This is a genomic window from Shinella sp. CPCC 101442 (genome assembly GCF_024704725.1).
GTDB lineage: Bacteria > Pseudomonadota > Alphaproteobacteria > Rhizobiales > Rhizobiaceae > Shinella.
In genome coordinates, this window is sequence record NZ_JALIQS010000002.1 from 608,696 (window position 1) to 627,206 (window position 18,511).

The 18,511-nt window shown below is 64.4% G+C and carries 24 protein-coding genes; 12 read left to right on the forward strand and 12 right to left on the reverse strand.

Annotated elements, in window-relative coordinates; translation table 11 throughout:
• Positions 1 to 11 precede the first annotated feature (11 nt).
• The 3 genes from MUO32_RS08210 to MUO32_RS08220 form a co-directional block, all read right to left on the reverse strand.
• The gene (locus MUO32_RS08210; protein ID WP_257947723.1) at positions 12 to 512 is read right to left on the reverse strand and encodes a copper chaperone PCu(A)C; all 501 of its coding nucleotides are present in this window, start codon (positions 510 to 512) and stop codon (positions 12 to 14) included.
• Between the two features lie 25 nt (positions 513 to 537).
• On the reverse strand, positions 538 to 1,917 hold the full coding sequence (locus MUO32_RS08215; protein ID WP_374708630.1) for a PepSY-associated TM helix domain-containing protein: 1,380 nt from the start codon (positions 1,915 to 1,917) through the stop codon (positions 538 to 540).
• A 74-nt stretch (positions 1,918 to 1,991) separates the two neighbouring features.
• Entirely contained in the window at positions 1,992 to 2,375 is a 384-nt protein-coding gene (locus MUO32_RS08220; RefSeq protein WP_257947725.1) for a hypothetical protein, read from the reverse strand.
• A gap of 258 nt (positions 2,376 to 2,633) precedes the next feature.
• On the opposite strand from MUO32_RS08220, the gene MUO32_RS08225 reads away from it, so the two are divergent.
• The gene (locus MUO32_RS08225) at positions 2,634 to 3,293 is read left to right on the forward strand and encodes a glutathione S-transferase family protein (protein WP_257947726.1); all 660 of its coding nucleotides are present in this window, start codon (positions 2,634 to 2,636) and stop codon (positions 3,291 to 3,293) included.
• On the opposite strand, the gene MUO32_RS08230 is transcribed toward MUO32_RS08225, so the two are convergent.
• Positions 3,253 to 4,194, reverse strand: a complete 942-nt coding sequence (locus MUO32_RS08230) for a LysR substrate-binding domain-containing protein (RefSeq protein ID WP_257947727.1) — start codon at positions 4,192 to 4,194, stop codon at positions 3,253 to 3,255. The two genes, MUO32_RS08225 and MUO32_RS08230, sit on opposite strands and share 41 nt — an antisense overlap.
• A 103-nt stretch (positions 4,195 to 4,297) precedes the next feature.
• Between MUO32_RS08230 and MUO32_RS08235 the strand changes: the two genes are divergently transcribed.
• The 3 genes from MUO32_RS08235 to MUO32_RS08245 all read left to right on the forward strand — a co-directional run bounded on the left by MUO32_RS08235 (position 4,298) and on the right by MUO32_RS08245 (position 5,709).
• On the forward strand, positions 4,298 to 4,489 hold the full coding sequence (locus tag MUO32_RS08235) for a hypothetical protein (RefSeq protein ID WP_257947728.1): 192 nt from the start codon (positions 4,298 to 4,300) through the stop codon (positions 4,487 to 4,489).
• A 56-nt stretch (positions 4,490 to 4,545) separates the two neighbouring features.
• Positions 4,546 to 4,884, forward strand: a complete 339-nt coding sequence (locus tag MUO32_RS08240) for an MmcQ/YjbR family DNA-binding protein (RefSeq protein WP_257947729.1) — start codon at positions 4,546 to 4,548, stop codon at positions 4,882 to 4,884.
• An 87-nt stretch (positions 4,885 to 4,971) separates the two neighbouring features.
• Complete coding sequence (locus MUO32_RS08245) at positions 4,972 to 5,709, forward strand: DUF4198 domain-containing protein (RefSeq protein WP_257947730.1); 738 nt, start codon at positions 4,972 to 4,974, stop codon at positions 5,707 to 5,709.
• 49 nt (positions 5,710 to 5,758) lie between these two features.
• Here the strand turns inward: MUO32_RS08245 and MUO32_RS08250 are convergent, their stop codons facing one another.
• Entirely contained in the window at positions 5,759 to 6,160 is a 402-nt protein-coding gene (locus tag MUO32_RS08250; protein WP_257947731.1) for a VOC family protein, read from the reverse strand.
• A 97-nt stretch (positions 6,161 to 6,257) separates the two neighbouring features.
• Entirely contained in the window at positions 6,258 to 6,620 is a 363-nt protein-coding gene (locus MUO32_RS08255) for a DUF4406 domain-containing protein (RefSeq protein WP_257947732.1), read from the reverse strand.
• A 98-nt stretch (positions 6,621 to 6,718) separates the two neighbouring features.
• On the opposite strand from MUO32_RS08255, the gene MUO32_RS08260 reads away from it, so the two are divergent.
• Complete coding sequence (locus MUO32_RS08260) at positions 6,719 to 7,474, forward strand: DeoR/GlpR family DNA-binding transcription regulator (protein WP_257947733.1); 756 nt, start codon at positions 6,719 to 6,721, stop codon at positions 7,472 to 7,474.
• Here the strand turns inward: MUO32_RS08260 and MUO32_RS08265 are convergent, their stop codons facing one another.
• From MUO32_RS08265 to MUO32_RS08275, 3 genes are read right to left on the reverse strand one after another with little or no spacing between them, the layout of a single operon-like run.
• Positions 7,475 to 7,798, reverse strand: a complete 324-nt coding sequence (locus MUO32_RS08265) for a HigA family addiction module antitoxin (protein ID WP_257947734.1) — start codon at positions 7,796 to 7,798, stop codon at positions 7,475 to 7,477.
• Entirely contained in the window at positions 7,770 to 8,054 is a 285-nt protein-coding gene (locus MUO32_RS08270; protein ID WP_257947735.1) for a type II toxin-antitoxin system RelE/ParE family toxin, read from the reverse strand. The genes MUO32_RS08265 and MUO32_RS08270 overlap by 29 nt, the downstream gene beginning before the upstream one ends.
• A 36-nt stretch (positions 8,055 to 8,090) precedes the next feature.
• A complete protein-coding gene (locus MUO32_RS08275) occupies positions 8,091 to 9,098 on the reverse strand; it encodes an asparaginase (RefSeq protein ID WP_257947736.1) in 1,008 nt (335 codons plus the stop codon).
• 82 nt (positions 9,099 to 9,180) lie between these two features.
• On the opposite strand from MUO32_RS08275, the gene MUO32_RS08280 reads away from it, so the two are divergent.
• Positions 9,181 to 9,918, forward strand: coding sequence for a DUF3750 domain-containing protein (locus MUO32_RS08280; RefSeq protein WP_257947737.1), 738 nt, complete (start codon positions 9,181 to 9,183; stop codon positions 9,916 to 9,918).
• Between the two features lie 134 nt (positions 9,919 to 10,052).
• Positions 10,053 to 10,478, forward strand: a complete 426-nt coding sequence (locus MUO32_RS08285) for a GFA family protein (RefSeq protein WP_257947738.1) — start codon at positions 10,053 to 10,055, stop codon at positions 10,476 to 10,478.
• A 21-nt stretch (positions 10,479 to 10,499) separates the two neighbouring features.
• On the opposite strand, the gene MUO32_RS08290 is transcribed toward MUO32_RS08285, so the two are convergent.
• Positions 10,500 to 11,363: a sigma-70 family RNA polymerase sigma factor gene (locus MUO32_RS08290; RefSeq protein WP_257947739.1), complete on the reverse strand. Its 864-nt coding sequence runs from the start codon at positions 11,361 to 11,363 to the stop codon at positions 10,500 to 10,502.
• Positions 11,364 to 11,470: 107 nt separating this feature from the next.
• On the opposite strand from MUO32_RS08290, the gene MUO32_RS08295 reads away from it, so the two are divergent.
• From MUO32_RS08295 to MUO32_RS08310, 4 genes are all read left to right on the forward strand, one after another.
• Positions 11,471 to 11,929 carry a carboxymuconolactone decarboxylase family protein gene (locus tag MUO32_RS08295; RefSeq protein WP_257947740.1) on the forward strand — a complete coding sequence of 153 codons (459 nt, stop codon included), beginning with the start codon at positions 11,471 to 11,473 and terminating at the stop codon, positions 11,927 to 11,929.
• Between the two features lie 127 nt (positions 11,930 to 12,056).
• Entirely contained in the window at positions 12,057 to 12,383 is a 327-nt protein-coding gene (locus MUO32_RS08300; RefSeq protein ID WP_257947741.1) for a hypothetical protein, read from the forward strand.
• A gap of 153 nt (positions 12,384 to 12,536) precedes the next feature.
• Positions 12,537 to 13,973 (forward strand): MFS transporter, encoded by a 1,437-nt coding sequence (locus MUO32_RS08305; protein WP_257947742.1) that lies wholly within the window; start codon positions 12,537 to 12,539, stop codon positions 13,971 to 13,973.
• A gap of 113 nt (positions 13,974 to 14,086) precedes the next feature.
• Positions 14,087 to 15,061 (forward strand): diguanylate cyclase, encoded by a 975-nt coding sequence (locus tag MUO32_RS08310; RefSeq protein WP_257947743.1) that lies wholly within the window; start codon positions 14,087 to 14,089, stop codon positions 15,059 to 15,061.
• A 6-nt stretch (positions 15,062 to 15,067) separates the two neighbouring features.
• Here the strand turns inward: MUO32_RS08310 and MUO32_RS08315 are convergent, their stop codons facing one another.
• Positions 15,068 to 16,069 (reverse strand): NAD(P)H-quinone oxidoreductase, encoded by a 1,002-nt coding sequence (locus MUO32_RS08315; protein WP_257947744.1) that lies wholly within the window; start codon positions 16,067 to 16,069, stop codon positions 15,068 to 15,070.
• 323 nt (positions 16,070 to 16,392) lie between these two features.
• Here MUO32_RS08315 and MUO32_RS08320 point away from each other — a divergent pair, with 323 nt between their 5' ends.
• Positions 16,393 to 16,650 (forward strand): DUF1344 domain-containing protein, encoded by a 258-nt coding sequence (locus tag MUO32_RS08320; protein WP_257947745.1) that lies wholly within the window; start codon positions 16,393 to 16,395, stop codon positions 16,648 to 16,650.
• 33 nt (positions 16,651 to 16,683) lie between these two features.
• Here the strand turns inward: MUO32_RS08320 and MUO32_RS08325 are convergent, their stop codons facing one another.
• Positions 16,684 to 18,510: a GGDEF domain-containing protein gene (locus MUO32_RS08325; protein WP_257947746.1), complete on the reverse strand. Its 1,827-nt coding sequence runs from the start codon at positions 18,508 to 18,510 to the stop codon at positions 16,684 to 16,686.
• Position 18,511: the final 1 nt, after the last annotated feature.

Below are 18,511 nucleotides of genomic sequence, written 5' to 3' on the forward strand. Positions count from 1 at the left end.
ATCCGCTTTCTTCAGCCACCGTGGCCTTCATGGTTGGCCGCGCCCTCACCGCCCCCGGCATTGCCCGGCTTGGCGGCTTCGATCTTGAAATTGACGTCCACGGCGCCAGCCTTCTCGAAGTTGAGCGTCGCCTTGAAGCTGTCGCCTTCCTTGAAGGGATGCTTGATCTTCATGAACATGACATGCAGCCCGCCGGACTTCAGTTCGACCTTGGCGCCGGCCGGGATTTCCACACCGTCCGGCAGCTGGCGCATCTTCATCACGTCGTTCTCGATGGCCATCTCATGGATCTGCACGTCGTCCGACACATCCGGCGCGGTGATCGAGACGAGCCGGTCGGGGTCCGTGCCCTTGTTGGTGATGGTCATGAAACCGCCGCCGACAGGCTGGCCGGGCAGCGTCGCCTTCGAGGCCGGGTGGTGGATTTCGAGATTGCCCGTCGTGAAGTCATGGGCGAGAACCGCCGAGGCCGAGAGTGCCAGCGCGGCGAAGGTTGCAAGGATGCGTTTCATGGAAATGTCCTTTCGGTGTGCGGGATCAGGAGAAGATGCGCCGCAGCGGCGGCACGGAGCGGATGACGATCTGGTCGAAGAGGATCATGGCGACAATCGTGATGCCCGTCAGCGGGAACAGCACGCCAAAGACGCCGGCAATCGCCCACAGGCCGAGATAGATGCGCTTTTCACGCGGCGCCGGCGGCACGCCGATGCGGCCGGCGGGGCGGCGCTTCCACCACATGACGACCGCCGACACGCTCATCGCGATGACGATGAAACAGGTGGAGAGCATGAGGAGCTGGTTGAACAGGCCCCATTCCTGCCCCTTGTGCAGATTGATGCTCCATTCGATGGCTTTGCCCGTCGCCGGATAGTCACCGAAGGCGATATCGACGAGGCGTTCGCCGGAATATTGATCGATATGGATGGTGCGCTCGTATTGCAGATCGGCAGGGTAGATCGCGGCGGTATAGACGCCGGTCTCGCCTGACGGCGGCGACATCTCGTAGCCCGGCAGCATGCCGGCGGCATCGGCGATCGTCACCGCATTGTCGAGGCCGATCGACGGCAGCGCCGTCTGGCCGCCGGCGGGCAGGCTCGATTCAGGCACCGGGGCATTTTCCATCAGCCAGGAGGCCTTGGGCTGCACGTCGGTGGTGATCAGCATGGAATGGGGAACATTGTCCCAGAGCTGCACCGGATACCCCATGCCGTTGGCGGTCAGGGTGGCATTGACCTTCGAACCCCAGAAACCCGACCAGAGCAGGCCGCTGAAGGCAAGAAACAGGATGACGACGCTGGCGAAGATGCCGGTGACGGCATGCAGGTCGCGCCAGAAGACGCGCTTTTTCGGCGTGCCGCGCACGCTGAGAACACCGCCCGTCTGGTTGCGCGGCCACCAGAGATAGATGCCCGTCAGGGTGAGCACGATGGCAAAGCCCGCGACCACCTCGATGATGCGCTCCCACGAGGTGCCGAAGTAATCGAGGCTGTGCAGGTCCTCCACCACCTGGTTGAACTCTTCCGTCGCGCCCACCGTGTCGAGCACGGCGCCATTGTAGGGATCGACGAAAACCAGCTGGCGGCCGGCGTCGGTCGACAGCGTCACGCGGGCGGAGCGATCGGCACCGGCCGGGGTACGGTAGGACGCGAGGGCGCCGCCGGGCACGGCCCCGATCGCCGTTTCGACGATCTTCGACGGCGGCAGCGCCGCATCGCCGACAGCGACATAGTTGCGGTAGCGGAAAAGGCTGGCGTCGATCTCGTCGTTGAAGAGGTAGAGCCCGCCGGTGATGGCGAGGCTGATCATGAAGGGCACGGCGAGAAGGCCGGCGAAGAAGTGCCAGCGCCAGATCGCGCGGTAGAGGCGCTGCGAAAGCGCGGAGGGTTCGGCAGCGGCGGCGGCCGGCGCATCGGAGATTACGGACATGAAAACGGTCCTGTCAGACTGGATTTCGGACGCGCGACGGTTTTTCGCCGCGCAGACTGCAAAAATCAGACGGACAGGAAGGGAGGCGCGCGCGGCGGCGCGCCGGGCCGATCGCGTTTGGAACGAAGCGCCTCTTCGACGAGCGGCAGCGCCGCGATACGGCGGAAGGTGAGAACCGTCACCGCGAACGTGGCAGGCTCCGGCGTCAGCATGGCGCCGCCGATGCGGCAGGCGTCGCACTTGCCGGGCACGGCCTGCTTCGTCTTGCCATCGACCATGTCGTTCAGGCAGAGATCGGCAATGGAACCGTCCGGCAGGACATATTGCGCCATCTCGAGCCCGGCCGGCATCGCGGCCATGGCGGGGCGATGGGCGAAACCGACAAACAGCAGGGCGACCGCGCAAAGCATGCGCAGGCAAAGCCCCCAATGTGTCATCCCTCGGTTCATCCCGTATCCCCGTGCGCGAAATCGCGAACCCTTTCGCCCATAGCCCCATGCCGGCGAGAGGTCAATGCGGCAAAGGTGGCCTTCCGCCATCACGACAATTCATCGATCGATCAGGCGATCGGCCTACCGCGCGACCAGCCGGCCTCCTATTGTGCCTGATGGTTGCGTGCGCTTCGTCCTTTCTAGGGCTGAAGGCTCCGCGTCACATTGTTCTATCGCAAGCCCGGCGGGAAAACCCCGCCTGCCCCTGGAGGATCCATGCTCAGCATCTACGGCGTCTACCGCTCGCGCGCCTCACGCAACTACTGGCTCGCCGGTGAACTCGGCCTGCCCTTCGTGTCCGTGCCGGTCGTCCAGGCGCGCCGGGTCGACGATCCCCAGGCGGCCGATGCGCCGCTCAACACGCAGTCGCCGGATTTCCTCGCCGTCAACCCGACCGGCCTCATTCCCTGCATCGACGACGGCGGCTTCGTGATGACCGAGTCGCTGGCGATCAACCTCTACCTTGCCCGCAAACACGGCGGCCCGCTCTCCGGCCAGACGGTGACGGAAGAGGCGGAGATGCTGCAATGGACGATGTGGGCGGCGACCGAGGTGGAGCCGCATGCGGTGAAAATCATCCTGACGCTGGATACCAATGCGGCCGAAAGCGAAGCCGGGCGCCTTGTCATCCGTGGCGCGGCCAAGGCGCTGAAGAAATGCTTCCAGCGGCTGGATGAGCATCTCGCCGCAACCGGCCATGTCGTGGGCGACAGGTTCACGGTGGCCGACCTCAATGTCGCGGAGGTCTTCCGCTATGCGATGAGCCAGCCGCAGCTTTTCGACGGCGCGCCCAACGTCAAGGCATGGCTGGAACGCTGCCAGTCCCGCGCCGCCTTCAAAGCGATGATGGAGACGCGTTCGAAAGAGCTGGAATGATCGCGCCGGCAAAACCGTCCTCGTCCTCGGCGAGGGCGGCCCGCAGCCACCGCTTGAACAGCGAGACTTTTCGAGGCTCGGGAACACCGGGCGCCGTCACGAAATAATAGCCGTTTCCTGTCTGCACCCTTATGGGGAACGGCGCGACAAGCCGCCCTTCCTTCAGCGCCCAGGAGGCCAGCACCGGCCAGGCGAGCAGCACCCCCTGCCCCGCCAGGGCAGCATCGAGGCAGAGCGACGCGTCGGAGAAGACGTGGCGTGCCTTCGGCGCTGCGATGTCGAGACCGGCGGCCTTCAGCCAGAGCTCCCAGGTGAAGGCATCGTTGCCATCGATGACGGCCGGTTGCGTGGCAAGGTCCTCGGGCGTCTTTATCCGTTCCGCCAGCGCCGGCGCGCAGACGGGGAACATGATCTGCGGGATCAGAAATTCCGCCGTCACATCCGGCCAGCTGCCCGGCCCGACGCGGATGCCGAGATCGACATCCGAGCGGGCGAGATCTACCAGCGTCGTCGTCGCCTCGATGCGCAGGCTTATATCGGGGTGGGCCTGCGCGAAGCGGTCGATGCGATGGATGAGCCAGCGCGAGGCGAAGATCGGCGCGACCGAGATCGTCAGGATAGCATCGTCGCGGCGCTGCGTTGTCGCGACGGCCTCGGAAATCTGCCCGAAACCCGCCGAAAGGCGCGCGAGGAAGGGCACACCGAACGCCGTATGCTGAAGGCCGCGATTGGTCCGGTCGAAGATCGCCCGACCCAATTGCTGCTCGGCGCGAATGACCTGCTGGCTGACGGCACCGATGGTGACGCCCAGTTCCTCGGCCGCCGCCTGCAACGAGCCGAGCCGCCCCACCGCCTCCAGCGCACGAAGGCCGTTCAGATGCACGAGGCTGAGGTTCCGCATATAGTTTTTCTATATCCCTGTCATGAAGTGCTCGATTGCGCAAAAGGCCTTTCGGCGCGACTATCAGGCATCGTCAATGGTAGCAAACCGCAAGGAGAAGGCAATGTTCAAGATTTTCTCCACGATCAAGCAGGCGTTGCAGGCCGAGGTCGAGCCTGCGAATGCCCCTGTCTGGATGCGCGACCCGCTGGCCCATCCCGCGATCGAGGCGATGGATGCACGTGCACTCGGCGACCTGCCCTTCGGCCTTTTCCGGACACAGTCCCGCGCCAGCGAAACGGCTTGCCGCAACTGATCCTCCCCCTCGCGGTCCTCCCCGCTCCGGTGTAACCTGGGCGGGGAGGATTTCGCATGTCCGATGATCCGCTTCTGGCGCGGCTCCAACGCCTTGCCCAAGACCTGCCCGGCGTCGAGACCGGAACGTCCTACGGCACGCCTGCGCTGAAGGTGGCGGGCAAGCTCTTCATGCGGATCAAGGATGCCGATACGCTGGTGCTGATGGTTCCGCTCGACGACAAGGAACGCCTCATCGAAATGGCGCCCGAACTCTACTACGAGACCGATCACTATCGCGGCTGGCCCGCACTCCTGGTCCGCGCCGCCCTTGTCGACGACACGGAACTCCTGCACCGCCTCACCGAATCCTGGCGCTTCAAGGCTTCGGCGAAACTGCGCAAGCAGCGCGACTGACCTCCCGCCTCACCCGCTTGACAGGCCGTGTGAATGAAGGTTAGACCAACTCAGTAACGTAATAACATTACCAATCTGGAGACCAGAATGCTGAAGCAGATTCTCGCTGTTTCGGGCGCGCTCGCGCTCGTCCTTTCTCTTCCGCTTGCGGCCGGAGCGCACGGCGCCTGGGTGGCTGAGCGCTGGGGCAATCTCGGCGTCGTCTACGGTCATGGCGCAGGCGACGACCCCTATGATCCCGCGCGCATCACGCAGGCGCTCGCCATTGCCGAGGATGGCGCCACGACGCCGGTCGAGGTCGACAAGCGCGAAAAACACGCGATCCTGAAGCCGGAAGGGGAACCTGCCGCCATTCTCATGACCTTCGACAACGGCTATTGGACGGAGAAGACGGATGGCAAATGGGTGAACGAGGCCAAGGACAAGGTGGTGGATGCCAAGGCGGCCGGCCACTACATCAAGAACAGCCTCTCGCTCCTCCACGCCCACGGCGCGCTCCCTGCCTTCCCCAAACAGGACCTGCAGATCCTGCCGCTGGACAACCCGATCGGCCGCAAGGCCGGCGACCCGATCCGGCTGCGCGTTCTCCACGACGGCAAGCCGCTCGCCGGCGCCGTGGTGACGCTCGACTACGTCAACCAGGCGTCGCTGAAGAGCGAGCCGACGGATGCCGACGGCGAGGTGATCGTGGCGATCCGCAACGATGGGCTCAACGTGCTTGCTGTGGATCACACCGTGCCGCTGGAGAACGACCCCAAGGCGGACCTTGTCGGCTATACGGCGACGCTGAGCTTCGTTGCGGAAGCGCATAGCCACGACGACTGAGCAAAAAGGGCTGCGCCATCAGGCGCAGCCCTTTTTCAAGCGGGATCGGTCAGCCCTGGCCGCCCGACTGATCCATATGCATGAACTCCCAGACATTGCCGTTGATGTCCTGGAAAGAGCAGCCATACATGGGGCCGAACTCGATGTTGGGCTTCCATTCGCGCCCGCCGGCGGCGAGCGCCTTGGCCTTGAAGTCGTCGACCTCCTGGCGGCTGGTGGCGGAAAAGCAGGTGAGTGCCTGGGTCTGCTGTTCGGGATCGCCGACCTTGCCGGTGACGAACTGCGCGAATTTCTCCTCGGTCAGGTGCATGACGAAGATGTTTTCGTCCACCACCATGCAGGCGGCGGTGTCGTCGGAGAACTGCTCGTTGAAGGAAAAGCCGAGGGCCGTGAAGAAGCGGCGGGTCGCCGGCAAATCCTTGATGGGCAGGTTGACGAAGATCATGCGCATGGAAGTCCTCCTTGTTGTTGGCGATGCGGGGTGTGTTCTCCCGTCATGCCACAAGGACGTAACACGCGGCCCCTTCCCGACAAGGTCTTCGAAAAAATTACGCCGCCGCGCAACCCGGCACATCTTCCAGCCGGTGCCAGACCGGAATGCCGCGTTCGCGGGCGATGCGCACATCGTTGTCGGCCCCCTTGCTGTCGCCCGGCAGTCGCAGCACGCCTTCGCAGAGTTCGAGCAGACGATGCGCCGTCGGGTAAAAAATCTCCTCGTGCAGGGCGTCGCCGATCACCTCGCCGCCGGCCGCATGCCAGACGGGCAGCGCCACCCATTCGCCGATGACAGGCAAGTGGCCGGCCTTGAACAGCGCATAGGACGGCGCTTCCAGCCGCTTCAAATTCTCCGCCATCTTCTGCGGGTCGTCCCCGGTGCCCGAGCGGTAGGGGCCGGCGATCAGGATCAACATGTCTTACTCCACACAATTACATGAAATATCCGGATTATTCTGGATATTTCATGATTATTCGTGTAATTTCGTGCAGAGTCAAGATGGAGTGCGCACGCATGCTGACCAGCCAGAGAAAGGCGCTCATTACCCGACGCCTCACCCGCGACGGCGAGATCGTCGCCAAGACGCTCGCGGCGGAGCTCAATCTTTCGGAAGACACGATCCGCCGGGACCTTCGGGAAATGGCGGCGGAGGGACTGCTGAAGCGGGTGCATGGCGGCGCGCTGCCGCTTGTCCCGCCGCTGCCGGGTCTGGCGGTGCGCCAGACACTCGCGCCGGACGAGAAGGCAGCCCTCGGCGCCCGCGCGGCGGCGATGATCGAGCCGGGTCAGGTGGTCTTTCTCGACGGCGGCACGACGACGGCAGCGCTTGCCCGCGCGCTGCCACGCGACTTCGCCTTCACGGTCGTCACGCACAGCCCGACCATCGCCTGCGAACTCGAACGCCACCCGACCGCCGAGATCGTGCTGATCGGCGGGCGGCTCTACAAACATTCGATGGTGGCGATGGGCGCATCCGCGCTGGAGGCGATCCGCGGCCTGAAGGCCGACCTCTATTTCATGGGTGTGACCGCCGCCCACCCGACGCACGGCCTCACCACCGGAGACATGGAGGAAGCCGCCACGAAGCGCATCATCACTGACAACGCCGCCGCCACCTGGGTGCTGCTGACCGCCGAAAAACTCGGCCGCGCCTCCCCCTGGAAGATCATGCCGACAGCTTCCGCCACCGGCCTCATCGTACCGGGCGGGCTGGCGCCGGAGACGCTCTCGCCCTATCGGGAGCTGGATGTGGAGATTGTTGAGGCCTGATCAGGCGGCGTCACGCGGCACGATGCGGTCGAGGTCCCGGCCGATTTCGCGGCGCTTCTGCATCAGGTCGAATTCGGCCTGCAGGCGCAGGAAGTAGCCTTCCGAGAGACCGAAATAGCGTGTGAGCCGCAGATCGGTATCGGCCGTCACCTGTCGCTTGCCGAGCACGATCTCGTTGATGCGGCGGGGCGGAACATGCACCGCGCGGGCCAGTGCATTCTGGCTGATCTCCATCGGCTCGAGAAACTCCTCAAGCAGGATATCGCCGGGATGCGGATTGGGCAGCAAGTTATCGTCAATCATGGTAGTCGATGATGCGGACATGAACGGCATCTCCTTGCGACCAGCCGAAGCACAGCCGCCACTGGTCATTGATCCGGATCGAATAAAGCCCGGCCAGATTTCCCTTCAAAAGCTCCAGCCGATTGCCAGGCGGCACGCGCAGGTCTGTAACCGTCTGCGCGGCGTGCAGCATACGCAGTTTGCGCAGGGCAATCGCCTGCATATCGGCCGGAAGCCGCCGGCTTTTCCGGCCGGACCAGATCAATTCTGTCTCCCGGTCGGCGAAGCTCTTGATCATGCTCCACCATAACGCATGACGTCATAAGGCGTCAATTCAGGCCGCGAATGCCTCGGTCACCCTGATGTCGCCGACATGGATGCCGTTCCAGTTCTTCATGGAGCGGTTGGCCTGGGCCATCAGGGCAATGTGGATATCCGGCTCTTCCGTGAAGAAACGGGCGAGCGTCGCGGCGACCATGCTTTCGGCGGCGCGGGTGGTGCCGTCTTCGCATTTCAACGCGATGGCGATGCCCTTTTCCGGGATCGCGGCGCAGAACACGCCCTCAGCGCCGGTTTTCGCAAAAATGCGGCCAGGGGCGGTTTCCATCAGGCGCGTGCAGGCGCGGCCCGTGCCGGCGACGAAGAAGGGTTCGGCCATGCATGCCTCCATCAGGCGGCGTGAGGCCTTGGCCCGTTCTGCACCGAGGCCGACGCCGGTCGCCATCTTCGCGAAACCGTGGGCGAGACCCTTCATCGGCACGGCATAGGTCGGGATCGAGCAGCCATCGACGCCGCAATTGTCGACGGCAAGCGCCGCCCCCGTCAGGCTTTCCATGATGCCGCGGATTTCGGCCTGCACGGGGTGCTCGTAACGCACGTAGCCCTTCAAATCCTTGCCGGTGTGGCAGGCGGCGCAGACGAAGCCGGCATGTTTGCCGGAGCAATTGTTGTGGAGCGCCGTCGGGCGGTCGAGCAGGCGTGCCTGGCCGATCAGAACGGGCTGCTCGAAGGACCAGTGGGCGCCGCATTCCAGCACGCTCTCATCGACGCCGGCAGCAGCAAGCATGGTGCCGGCAAGCCGGGCATGCGCCGCCTCGCCGCTGTGCGAGGAACAGGCAAGCGCCAATTCCTGGTTGCCGAAGGCATGGGCATCGGCCGCGCCGCTTTCGATGAGCGGCAGCGCCTGCATGGCCTTGCAGGCCGAGCGCGGAAAGACGCCGCCTTCGATATCGCCCTGCGAGAACACCACCTTGCCGTCGCCATCGACCACCACGACCATGCCGCGATGGCGGCTTTCGACGAGATTGCCGCGCGTGACTTCGACAAGTACCGGGTTTGCCATGATCGTGCCCTCAAATATCCGATTTCCGCTGCGGTATTATCCGAAATTCACAAACCTGCCCACTCGGTTTTGGAGCGCCCGCATGAAATTGCTGAGGAATGTCCTTGTCCTCTTTCTCGTGATCTACCTCGTGCCCGCCCTTGGCGCCGCCGGCTACTGGTACATCAAGGACCGCCCGGCCAACTGGCGCGAGGCGAACTGGACCTCCGCCGGCATCCTGCCCGAAGCGACGAAGACGCCGCAGGCGACGATCCACATCTTCTCCGCCGCGACGGGCGGCATGAAGGGCGCGGTCGCGAGCCATGCCTGGATCGTCACCAAGGAGGCGAATGCCGCAGGCTACAACCGCTACGACAAGGTCGGCTGGGGCGCGCCGGTGCGCAAGAACGCCTACGCGCCCGATGCCTTCTGGTACTCCAACACACCGCGCACCGTCGTCTCCGTCAGCGGCGAGGAGGCGGCGCGGCTGATCCCGAAAATAGAGAAGGCCATCGCCGCCTATCCCTATGCCAAGCCCGGCGCCTATCGTCTCTGGCCGGGGCCGAATTCCAACACCTTCGTCGCCCATGTGCTGCGTTCCGTGCCGGAACTCGGCGTCGTCCTTCCGCCGGATGCCGTAGGGCGCGACTACCTGCCGGATGGGAAACTCTTCGCCGTGGATGCCGACGGCAGGGACGTGCACGCGACGCTCTATGGCCTGCTCGGCATTTCCGCGGGCATGCGCAGCGGGCTGGAACTGCACATCATGGGCCTCGTCGCCGGCGTCGACATCGCGCGGCCTGCGATCAAGATACCGGCGATCGGACGGATCGGGATCTAGCGGTGAAAACGTCGTGAGACGGGCCGCTGGACATCCCGGCGTCATCGACGGATCGTGAGCCGCAACGAAATTGAGATTTGGCAAAGCGGGATCAACGAAACCCGACTTGCTGTTACCAGAAGCGGAGAGCGGTCATGAGCGACGATAGAAAACAGCACACGGCGACCTGTCACTGCGGCACCGTCCGGTTCCGCGTGCGGCTAACGGACGGATTCAACACGATCCGCCGCTGCACCTGCTCCTATTGCCGCATGCGCGGGGCCATTGCCGCCTCCGCAGAACTTTCGGATATCGACTTCATGGAGGGCGAAGACAATCTGACGCTCTATCAATTCAACACGGGCACGGCGAAGCACTATTTCTGCAAGACCTGCGGCATCTATACCCACCACCAGCGCCGTTCCAATCCGAACCAGTTCGGCATCAATATCGCCTGCATAGAGGGCGTCAGCCCCTTCGATTTCGCGACGGTGGAGGTCATGGACGGCGTTTCCCATCCCGCCGATTCCGGCGCAGGCCCCCAGGTCGCCGGTATCCTCCGGTTCGAGCCGGCGACCTGACGCCGGGGGCCTCCCGCAGCATCAGAGATACGCCACCTCCACGGCGGTAAGCAGGGCGGGATCGGCGATGGAATCGATGGCGACGATCCGCTCCCCCTCCACCTCGATGAGCACAACCACCTTGAGCTGGCCGCCGAGAATGACGGCAAGGCCGAGCTGACCGTCGATGAGGGCGAGCTTTGCCGCCGTCGCCTTACCCTTGAAGTTGGTCGCAACGGCCTGCGCGCCGTGCATTTCGGCGAGCGAGCCGAGCCGCACCGCGTCGGCATCCGCGTGGAAGACGACATCCGGGTCGAGCACGGCGAGCAGACCCGAAAAGTCGCCGTCGCGCGAGGCGGCGAGGAAGGCGGCGACGACGTTCTTGCGGCGGTCGTAGTCGGCCGCTGGCGTTTCCGGCAGCCCCTGCACGCGGCGGCGGGCGCGGCTGGCGAGCTGGCGCGCTGCGACCGGCGAGCGATCGACGATGCGGCCGATCTCCTCGAAGGGCACGTCGAACATGTCGTGAAGAACGAAGGCGAGGCGTTCGGCAGGCGCGAGGCGCTCGAGAACGACGAGCAGCGCGAGGCCGACGGAATCGGCAAGCGCTGCCTGCTCGTCGGCGCTTGCTGACGGATCGGCGTGCTGGACCTCACCTTTCCCGCCATCGATCGGGTCCTCGCGGCGCCGCGAGCGTGCACGCAACATGTCGAGGCAGATGCGGCCGACGACGGTCGTCAGCCAGCCTGCCGGGTTTTCGATGCCGCCCTCCGCGCGCTCCAGCCTGAACCACGCCTCCTGCACCGCGTCCTCAGCCTCCGCGTGAGAACCCAGCATGCGCAAGGCGACACTGCACAAACGGCCCCGCTCGGCCTCGAAACGGTCGGCCCAAAACTTTTTTTCGCTCATCGGTCACACTCCTTCGCTCCGTGGCGTCAAGGCCATGACGAACGAAGCCGCACCGGTGTGACAGGGCTCGCAGCCGTCGACGCGAAATCACTGCAAGGAGATCAGAAATGCAATCCCGTATGACCAATATCGTTACCGTCCTCCCGGACGTCATGAAGGCCATGCAGGCGCTTCAGGGCGCCGCACAAAAAACCGGCCTGCCGGAAAAGACCGCCCACCTCGTGCATCTGCGCGCCAGCCAGATCAATGGCTGCGGCTTCTGCGTCGATCTGCACCCGCGCATGATGAAGAAGGCCGGCGAGAGCGACCGGCGCATCCTCTCCGTCGCCGCCTGGCGCGAGGCGCCGTTCTATACGGATGACGAGCGCGCGGCGCTGGCGCTGACCGAGGCCCTGACCCGCATCGCCGACCGCGAGGAGCCGGTTCCGGACACGATCTGGAACGAGGCCGCCCGCCACTTCGACGAAAAGACGCTTGCCGCGCTCGTCGTGGAGATCGCGGCGATCAATGTGTGGAACCGGTTCAACGTGGCGACGCGGCAGGTTGCCGGCGAGTGGAACCCGTAAGCCCTCCCTCACCCGCCTGACGGTCCCTTCCCTGCCGGAGAAGGGGCCGGTGCACGCCGCCGCTGCGATTGCCGTTTCCGCAACGCCGTGCTTTCATATCCGGAACTCTTTCGAAGGCGGGCACCGCATGGCCGAGCAGGGTTCTCAGTCCAGAGCAGCAATCACTCTTGCGGTCGTTTCCGGCTTCTTGATCTTCCGCTGCCTCTGGCGCGTGTTTACCCCGGGCACGGAATACGCCCTGCCGCCATGGCCTCTCGTCTCCGTCATCTCCGACATTCTGATGATGGTCGCGCTTTTCATCATAAAGCCGATGGTGCCGACAGCCACGGCGGAATCTCCTGCCCTTGTCCGGCACGCCACGGCACTGTTCATCGGCGGGATCGTCGCAACCGCGATCATGGTGTTGATCAGGGTGTCCAGCGATCGTGGCTGGTGGACCGGGCATCTGATGTAAGGCGCGAAGCTCTGCTTGCGCTCTCGCGGGCGGCTTATCGCGGGCATCGGCCATGCCCGTCATTCGACCACCCCTTCACAATCAAAAGTCACGGCTTGAACTGCCGCGTGCACCATGCGAGGTCTTCGGCCTCGAATTCGCAAGGCCCCATCCATGTCCGAAAGCGTCATCCCCTCCAAAGAGGCCGCCCCGCGGCTTTCCAGCCTGTTTTGTCGCGACTATCTGTTCGGGACGCTCATGCTCGGCGGCGGCATCATGCTGCATGCGGTGGAGACCTATATCACCGCGACGCTGATGCCCTCGATCGTGCGCGATATCGGCGGCCTGGAACTCTTTGCCTGGGCAACGACGATCTATGTCGCGGCCTCCGTGCTCGGCTCGACCTTCGTCGCCGTCCGGCCGCAAAGCGTGACACTCAACCGCTGCTACGTCTTCGGGGCGGTGCTGTTCGGCATCGGCAGCCTCGTCTGCACCATCGCGCCGACCATGGAGATCGTGCTGGCAGGACGCGCGGTTCAGGGGCTTGGCGCGGGTTTTCTCGTCGCGCTCGGCTATGCCTTCATCCGCCATGTCTATCCTGAACCGCTGTGGAGCACGGCGTCCACGCTCTATGCCGCCGTCTGGGGCATCGCGACCTTCCTGGGGCCGACGATCGGCGGCATCTTCGCGGCCGGCAGCGCGTGGCGCGAGGCCTTTGCACTGCTCGTGCCGCTTTCGGTGATCATGGCCTTCACCGCGCCAAAACTGCTGCCTTCGGGCGAAGGCGAGCGGGTGACGACGAAGACGCCCTTCGTGCAGATCGTGCTTCTGGTGACTGCCGTCCTGCTCCTGTCCTTCGCAAGCTCGGTGGACGCGCCGGCGCTGCGGGGCATTCTTGCCGGCGCGGCGGTTCTTGGCGTCGTCGCGGCCATCACCGTCGAGCGCCACGCGCAGGCGCGGCTTCTGCCGGCCGGCACGATCCGTCTTTCCTCGTCACTCGCCCGCGTCTATCTCATCATGCTGATGCTGCTGGTGACGATCTGCTCGGACGTCTACATTCCCTATTTCCTGCAGGTGCTGCATGGCGTGACGCCGCTTGTCTCAGGCTATCTCGTGGCGCTCCTGGCGCTCGGCTGGACGGCGGCGGCCTTTCTCACCGCAAGCCTCAGCGGCCGGCGCGCCAACCGGGTCATTCTCATCGGTGCGGTGCTGGAAGCACTGGCGACGGCGGCGCTCGTCTTCACGCTCGCCCGGCACAATCCCGAGAGCGGCCTTCTCCTGCTTGCGCTCTCGACGGTCTTCACCTTTCTCATGGGCTTCGGCATCGGCATGGGCTGGGCGCATCTCGTCACCCATGTCATGCGTCTTGCACCCTCCGGCGAGACGGACAAGGCGTCGGCGGCGATCACCACGATGCAGGCGCTGGGCGCCGCCTTCGGGGCAGCCCTTGCCGGCATCATCGTCAACTCCACCGGGCTGTTGCAACCGGGTGGCGTCGAGGGTGCGGTGACGGCGGCGCGTTGGCTCTATGCCCTCCTGGCGCTTCCGGCGGCGCTCTCGATCTTCCTTGCCATCGGCCTTCCGCACGAGCGCACCGACCGGGCCGGTTGAGGATTTGTTAACGTCGTCAGGCGGTCGCGATTGCGACACCGCCGCCTTCTGCCACAAAGGGCACCTATCGTCGGCGCGACGCCCGATGATTCTGTCCCAGGAAGGAAGAGCGGTTGCGGCGGAGCGAAGGACATGGCTGGCTGGACGAAAGCGGCATGGCGCAGATCGATACGATCCTGCCGCTCGCCCTTCTCCGCGACCGTGCGACGACCGACCTCATCCTGTCGGGCCTCGATGCCTCCGGTGTCGCCTTCGCGCTGTTTTCGCCGGAGGACGAGCTCACCTACGGCTCCAGCGCCTTCCGCCTGCTTTTCGACGTGCAGCCCGGCGCGCTGACTTTTACCGACATCATGCACAACTGCCATGACAAGTGTGTCGGCCCGAAGATCGGCACGCCGGTCGAGGCGTTTATCGACATGGCCTGCAGGAAGCGGCGCAGCAGCCCGCAGCGCACCTTCGAAATCGACATCAGCGACGGCCGATGGTTCCTTGCCAACGAGACATTGTTGCCCGGCGGCTGGCTGTGGCATGTCTTCACCGACATCACCATGCTCAAATCCAACGAGCGCGTGCTGCAGCTTGCCCGCGACGCCGCCCAGCGCGCCGCTGACATGGACCCGCTGACGGGCCTCTTCAACCGCCGTGCGTCCACGGAGCGACTGGAAGCAGCGATGCAGGCGGCCCAGAGCGACGGCATCCCGCTCGCGCTCGTCCTGATCGACCTCGACAATTTCAAGTCGATCAACGATCGCTTCGGCCATGCCAACGGCGACCGGGTGCTGAAGCATTTTGCCGCCGCCGGCCGGCAGGAACTGCGCGGCGTCGATATTTTCGCGCGCATCGGTGGGGAGGAATTCCTCGTGCTGATGCCAGCCACCGACATGCGACAGGCGACCGATGCCATCGAGCGGCTGCGCGGCCATATGGCGCGAGCGGAGAATTGCGCCGATATCTGCTGCGCCTACACAATGTCGGCCGGTATTGCGGAATTCCGCGGCACGGCCGCCGAAGACCTCTTCGAACGCGCCGACCGTGCGCTCTACCGCGCAAAACATCTCGGCCGCGACCGCATCGTCTGCGCGGAGTAAACCTATCTACTCGAAGGTCAGCACGATTTTGCCGATATGGTCGCCATGCTCCATCATGCGATGGCCGGCGGCGGCGTCGCCGTAGGGCATGACGGCGTGGATGACCGGGGCGATGCGCCCCTCCTCCAGAAGCGGCCAGACCCGCTCCAGCAGCGCATCGCGGATCTCCTGCTTTTCCGCCGCCGTGCGCGGGCGCATGGCAGACCCCATCAGGCGCAGACGCTTTTGCAGGATGGGCGCGAGGCTGACCTTTTCGGCAAAGGTGCCGCCGAGGAAGGCGATGATCGACAGGCGGCCGTCGCGGGCGAGCGACTTCAGGTTCCGCTCGAAATAGGCCGCACCGATCATGTCCAGGATGACGTCGACGCCGGCCTTGCCCGTCTCCTCCGCGATGACGGTGCAGAAATCCTCACTGCGATAGTTGATGGCGCGACTGGCGCCGAGATCGAGGCACGCCTCGCATTTGTCCGCCGTCCCGGCGGTGGTGAAGACGCGCGAGCCGAGGGCGGCGGCGAGCTGGATCGCCGTCGTGCCGATACCGCTCGATCCGCCATGGATGAGCACGCTTTCGCCGGGTTTCAGCTCCGCCATCATGAAGAGGTTTGCCCAGACGGTGAAGAAGGTCTCCGGCAGGGCCGCAGCCTTTACCGCATCGTAGTCTTTCGGGAAGGGCAGCGCCTGGGTTGCCGGCACGACGCAATATTGCGCATAGCCGCCGCCATTCGCCAGCGCGCAGACCTTGTCGCCGATGGCGTAGCCGGTGACATCCTCGCCGATCGCCACCACCTCGCCGGCAATCTCCAGTCCGAGGATCGGGCTTGCATCCGGCGGCGGCGGATAGTCGCCCTTGCGCTGCAGTACGTCCGGCCGGTTGATGCCCGCCGCCTCGGTTCGAACCAGAAGCTCGCCGCTGCGCGGCAAGGGCGTGCGGCCTTCCATCACGGCAAGCACATCAGGGCCGCCATGTTCGCTGAGGCCGATATAGGACATGGTTGATGGAACCGACATGGACAGACCCTCCCCGCGCTTTCTCGATGCGCATCGTCTTTGGTGATTCTAGCCCAAAGCGCGAATCTTTTGAATCGTTTGAGCGGGATTGCTGCGATATCACCTATCCCTTGAGAACCGCCAAGTTTCAGCCGCAAACCCTTGTGATTCCGGCGGTTTCGCGATGGCGAAAATTAAATCTTGTTAATTTGAAAACGGATTTTTCCGGGCCTAGCTTTTGTTGCGAAGCCGGGGAGCGCCGGCAGCCCTTCCCTTAAAGGCTGCGACGCGACGCCTCTCGGACGGCTTCTCAGCCCCATCAGGGGCCTATCAGGACGACACATATGCGTGTTCTTCTTTCCAACCTCGCCATCGTTTCCATTCTCGCCACCCCCGGTCTTGCCCTCGCCGCCAAGTCGGCGACCGGTACGGTCAAGGAATACGACAAGGCGTCGATGTCGCTGACGCTCGCCGATGGCACCGTCTACAGCCTTCCCAAGGGATTTCATGATCCCGGACTGAAGGCTGGCGAGAAGGTGGCCATCTCCTTCGACATGTCCGGCAAGAACCACGAAGCGAAGACCGTAAAGATCCTTCGCTGACGTGGCGCGGGGCGGGTTCCCAACGGACCCGCCCTATGAATACCGAAGGGCGGCCGACGCAGGCTGCCTCTCGCCGGGTGCCGAGGAGAGCACGAGCCCCCCGTCGCTCGCCTTGGCATCCGCCTTCAGGGCCGCGATGCGGCTGCTGATCTGCCCCGCCTCCCCGATGACCTCCCCTTCCGGCACGACCAGCACGACCGCCGAGCAGCGCATCAGGGGGAAACTCATCTGGTTGCCCGACCGGTCACGACCGCGGATCTCGCCGGCCAGCTGATCTTCCGGCGAATAGAGCGAACGCACCTCGCGGACGAAATCGGCAAGCAGCCGTTCGAGAATGGCCTGTACCGTCTCGACAGAGCGGCCGGAAACACCGGCAAAAAAATCATCCCCGCCGACATGACCGACAAAGACGTCCTCTCCAACGAATTCGCGACGCATCAGCGAGGCGAAGAGCGACAGCGCAAGATCACCCTTGTGGAAGCCGTAATGGTCGTTGAACGGCTTGAAATTGTCGAAGTCGAAATAGCACAGGCAGCGCAGCTGGTCGCCGTCGAGCGCCTTGTCCTGCAGGTAGTCGCGGATCGAGCGGTTGCCGGGAAGGCCGGTCAGCGGGTTCTGGTCCTCCGCCGTCTTCAGGCGCTTCTCGTTGATGATCTTGAGCAGCGACGAGGCCGAGAGGATGCCGGCATAACGCAGGTTCTCCGTCAGGATCACACATTCATTGCCGCCCATGCCGGTAAACACGTCAAGCAATTGCTCGGCCGGGGTATCGAGATCGGCGATCGGCGCCATCGTCACGAAGTGCGACAGGCTTTTCTGGTAGAGCTTGTTCTTCAGGAGATCGCGACCGAAGGGATGATAGCTCAGCTCCTTCACATGGTATTCGTGCAGGATGCCGCGCGGCTCGTCATTGGCGTTGAGCACCGGGAAGAAGGTGCGTTTCGGGTCACGGCGAAAGAATTCGAAGACCGATTCCAGGCTCTCGTTTTCGCGTAGCACCGCAACCTGCTCGATCTCGCGGCGGATCAGGATGCTGTCGAGCGTACGCGAGGAGCGGCGCGTGCCGCCGGCCCGCGCCACCTGGGCATAGACGGGACTCAGCGCCGAAAAATCCGTGACGGGGCGCGAGACGAACCAGCCCTGCACGAGATCGCAGCCCGCTTCGCGGCAGGCGATGAACTCCGCCTCCGTCTCGACGCCCTCGGCGATGACCCGGATGCCGAGCACGTGGGCGGCGTTGACGGTGTTGCGCACGAGATGGCGTTTGCGCGCATCCGCCTCCATGCCGGAGATGAAATGGCGGTCGATCTTGAGATAGTCCACCGGATGGTCGCAAAGCAGCTTCAGGCCGTTGTGCCCGACGCCGAAATCGTCGATGGCGAGCTTGAAGCCGGCCAACCGCAGTTTGCGCACCAGTACGGCGAAGTCCGGCAACTGGTCATTGTTGAAGCGCTCGGAAATCTCGAAGCAGATCGAGGAGGCCGGAATGCCGGCGCGGCCGAGATGCCCGGCAAGGCGCTCGACGAGATCGGCGCCATCGGCCACCAGACGGGAATCGAGGTTGATGAACAGCGTGCGCGAGCGGAAATCCGGCAGCGCGGAAAAGGCCGCGATCGCCCGGCTGTTGACCATGTGCTCCAGCGCCAGAAGCTGACCCGCCTCGTGTGCCCGGTCGATGAGATCGAGCGGCGAGCGGAAACCGAGCCGGTCGAAACCGCGCATCAGCGACTCGTAGCCGAAGACAGCACCGGTCGCAGCCTCCACGATCGGCTGGAAGGCCGTTTCGATGACCAGCTTGGCGAGCGTAACGATCTCGCCATCGCCGAAGCGACGAAGGGCTAGCAGTTCGGCGGCGGACATG

Coding starts and splice junctions, on each gene's coding strand:
- MUO32_RS08210 (WP_257947723.1), bottom strand. CDS start 512: ATGAAACGCATCCTTGCAACCTTCGCCGCGCTGGCACTCTCGGCCTCG.
- MUO32_RS08220 (WP_257947725.1), bottom strand. CDS start 2,375: ATGAACCGAGGGATGACACATTGGGGGCTTTGCCTGCGCATGCTTTGC.
- MUO32_RS08225 (WP_257947726.1), top strand. CDS start 2,634: ATGCTCAGCATCTACGGCGTCTACCGCTCGCGCGCCTCACGCAACTAC.
- MUO32_RS08230 (WP_257947727.1), bottom strand. CDS start 4,194: ATGCGGAACCTCAGCCTCGTGCATCTGAACGGCCTTCGTGCGCTGGAG.
- MUO32_RS08235 (WP_257947728.1), top strand. CDS start 4,298: ATGTTCAAGATTTTCTCCACGATCAAGCAGGCGTTGCAGGCCGAGGTC.
- MUO32_RS08240 (WP_257947729.1), top strand. CDS start 4,546: ATGTCCGATGATCCGCTTCTGGCGCGGCTCCAACGCCTTGCCCAAGAC.
- MUO32_RS08245 (WP_257947730.1), top strand. CDS start 4,972: ATGCTGAAGCAGATTCTCGCTGTTTCGGGCGCGCTCGCGCTCGTCCTT.
- MUO32_RS08250 (WP_257947731.1), bottom strand. CDS start 6,160: ATGCGCATGATCTTCGTCAACCTGCCCATCAAGGATTTGCCGGCGACC.
- MUO32_RS08255 (WP_257947732.1), bottom strand. CDS start 6,620: ATGTTGATCCTGATCGCCGGCCCCTACCGCTCGGGCACCGGGGACGAC.
- MUO32_RS08260 (WP_257947733.1), top strand. CDS start 6,719: ATGCTGACCAGCCAGAGAAAGGCGCTCATTACCCGACGCCTCACCCGC.
- MUO32_RS08265 (WP_257947734.1), bottom strand. CDS start 7,798: ATGTCCGCATCATCGACTACCATGATTGACGATAACTTGCTGCCCAAT.
- MUO32_RS08270 (WP_257947735.1), bottom strand. CDS start 8,054: ATGATCAAGAGCTTCGCCGACCGGGAGACAGAATTGATCTGGTCCGGC.
- MUO32_RS08275 (WP_257947736.1), bottom strand. CDS start 9,098: ATGGCAAACCCGGTACTTGTCGAAGTCACGCGCGGCAATCTCGTCGAA.
- MUO32_RS08280 (WP_257947737.1), top strand. CDS start 9,181: ATGAAATTGCTGAGGAATGTCCTTGTCCTCTTTCTCGTGATCTACCTC.
- MUO32_RS08285 (WP_257947738.1), top strand. CDS start 10,053: ATGAGCGACGATAGAAAACAGCACACGGCGACCTGTCACTGCGGCACC.
- MUO32_RS08290 (WP_257947739.1), bottom strand. CDS start 11,363: ATGAGCGAAAAAAAGTTTTGGGCCGACCGTTTCGAGGCCGAGCGGGGC.
- MUO32_RS08295 (WP_257947740.1), top strand. CDS start 11,471: ATGCAATCCCGTATGACCAATATCGTTACCGTCCTCCCGGACGTCATG.
- MUO32_RS08300 (WP_257947741.1), top strand. CDS start 12,057: ATGGCCGAGCAGGGTTCTCAGTCCAGAGCAGCAATCACTCTTGCGGTC.
- MUO32_RS08305 (WP_257947742.1), top strand. CDS start 12,537: ATGTCCGAAAGCGTCATCCCCTCCAAAGAGGCCGCCCCGCGGCTTTCC.
- MUO32_RS08315 (WP_257947744.1), bottom strand. CDS start 16,069: ATGTCGGTTCCATCAACCATGTCCTATATCGGCCTCAGCGAACATGGC.
- MUO32_RS08320 (WP_257947745.1), top strand. CDS start 16,393: ATGCGTGTTCTTCTTTCCAACCTCGCCATCGTTTCCATTCTCGCCACC.
- MUO32_RS08325 (WP_257947746.1), bottom strand. CDS start 18,510: ATGTCCGCCGCCGAACTGCTAGCCCTTCGTCGCTTCGGCGATGGCGAG.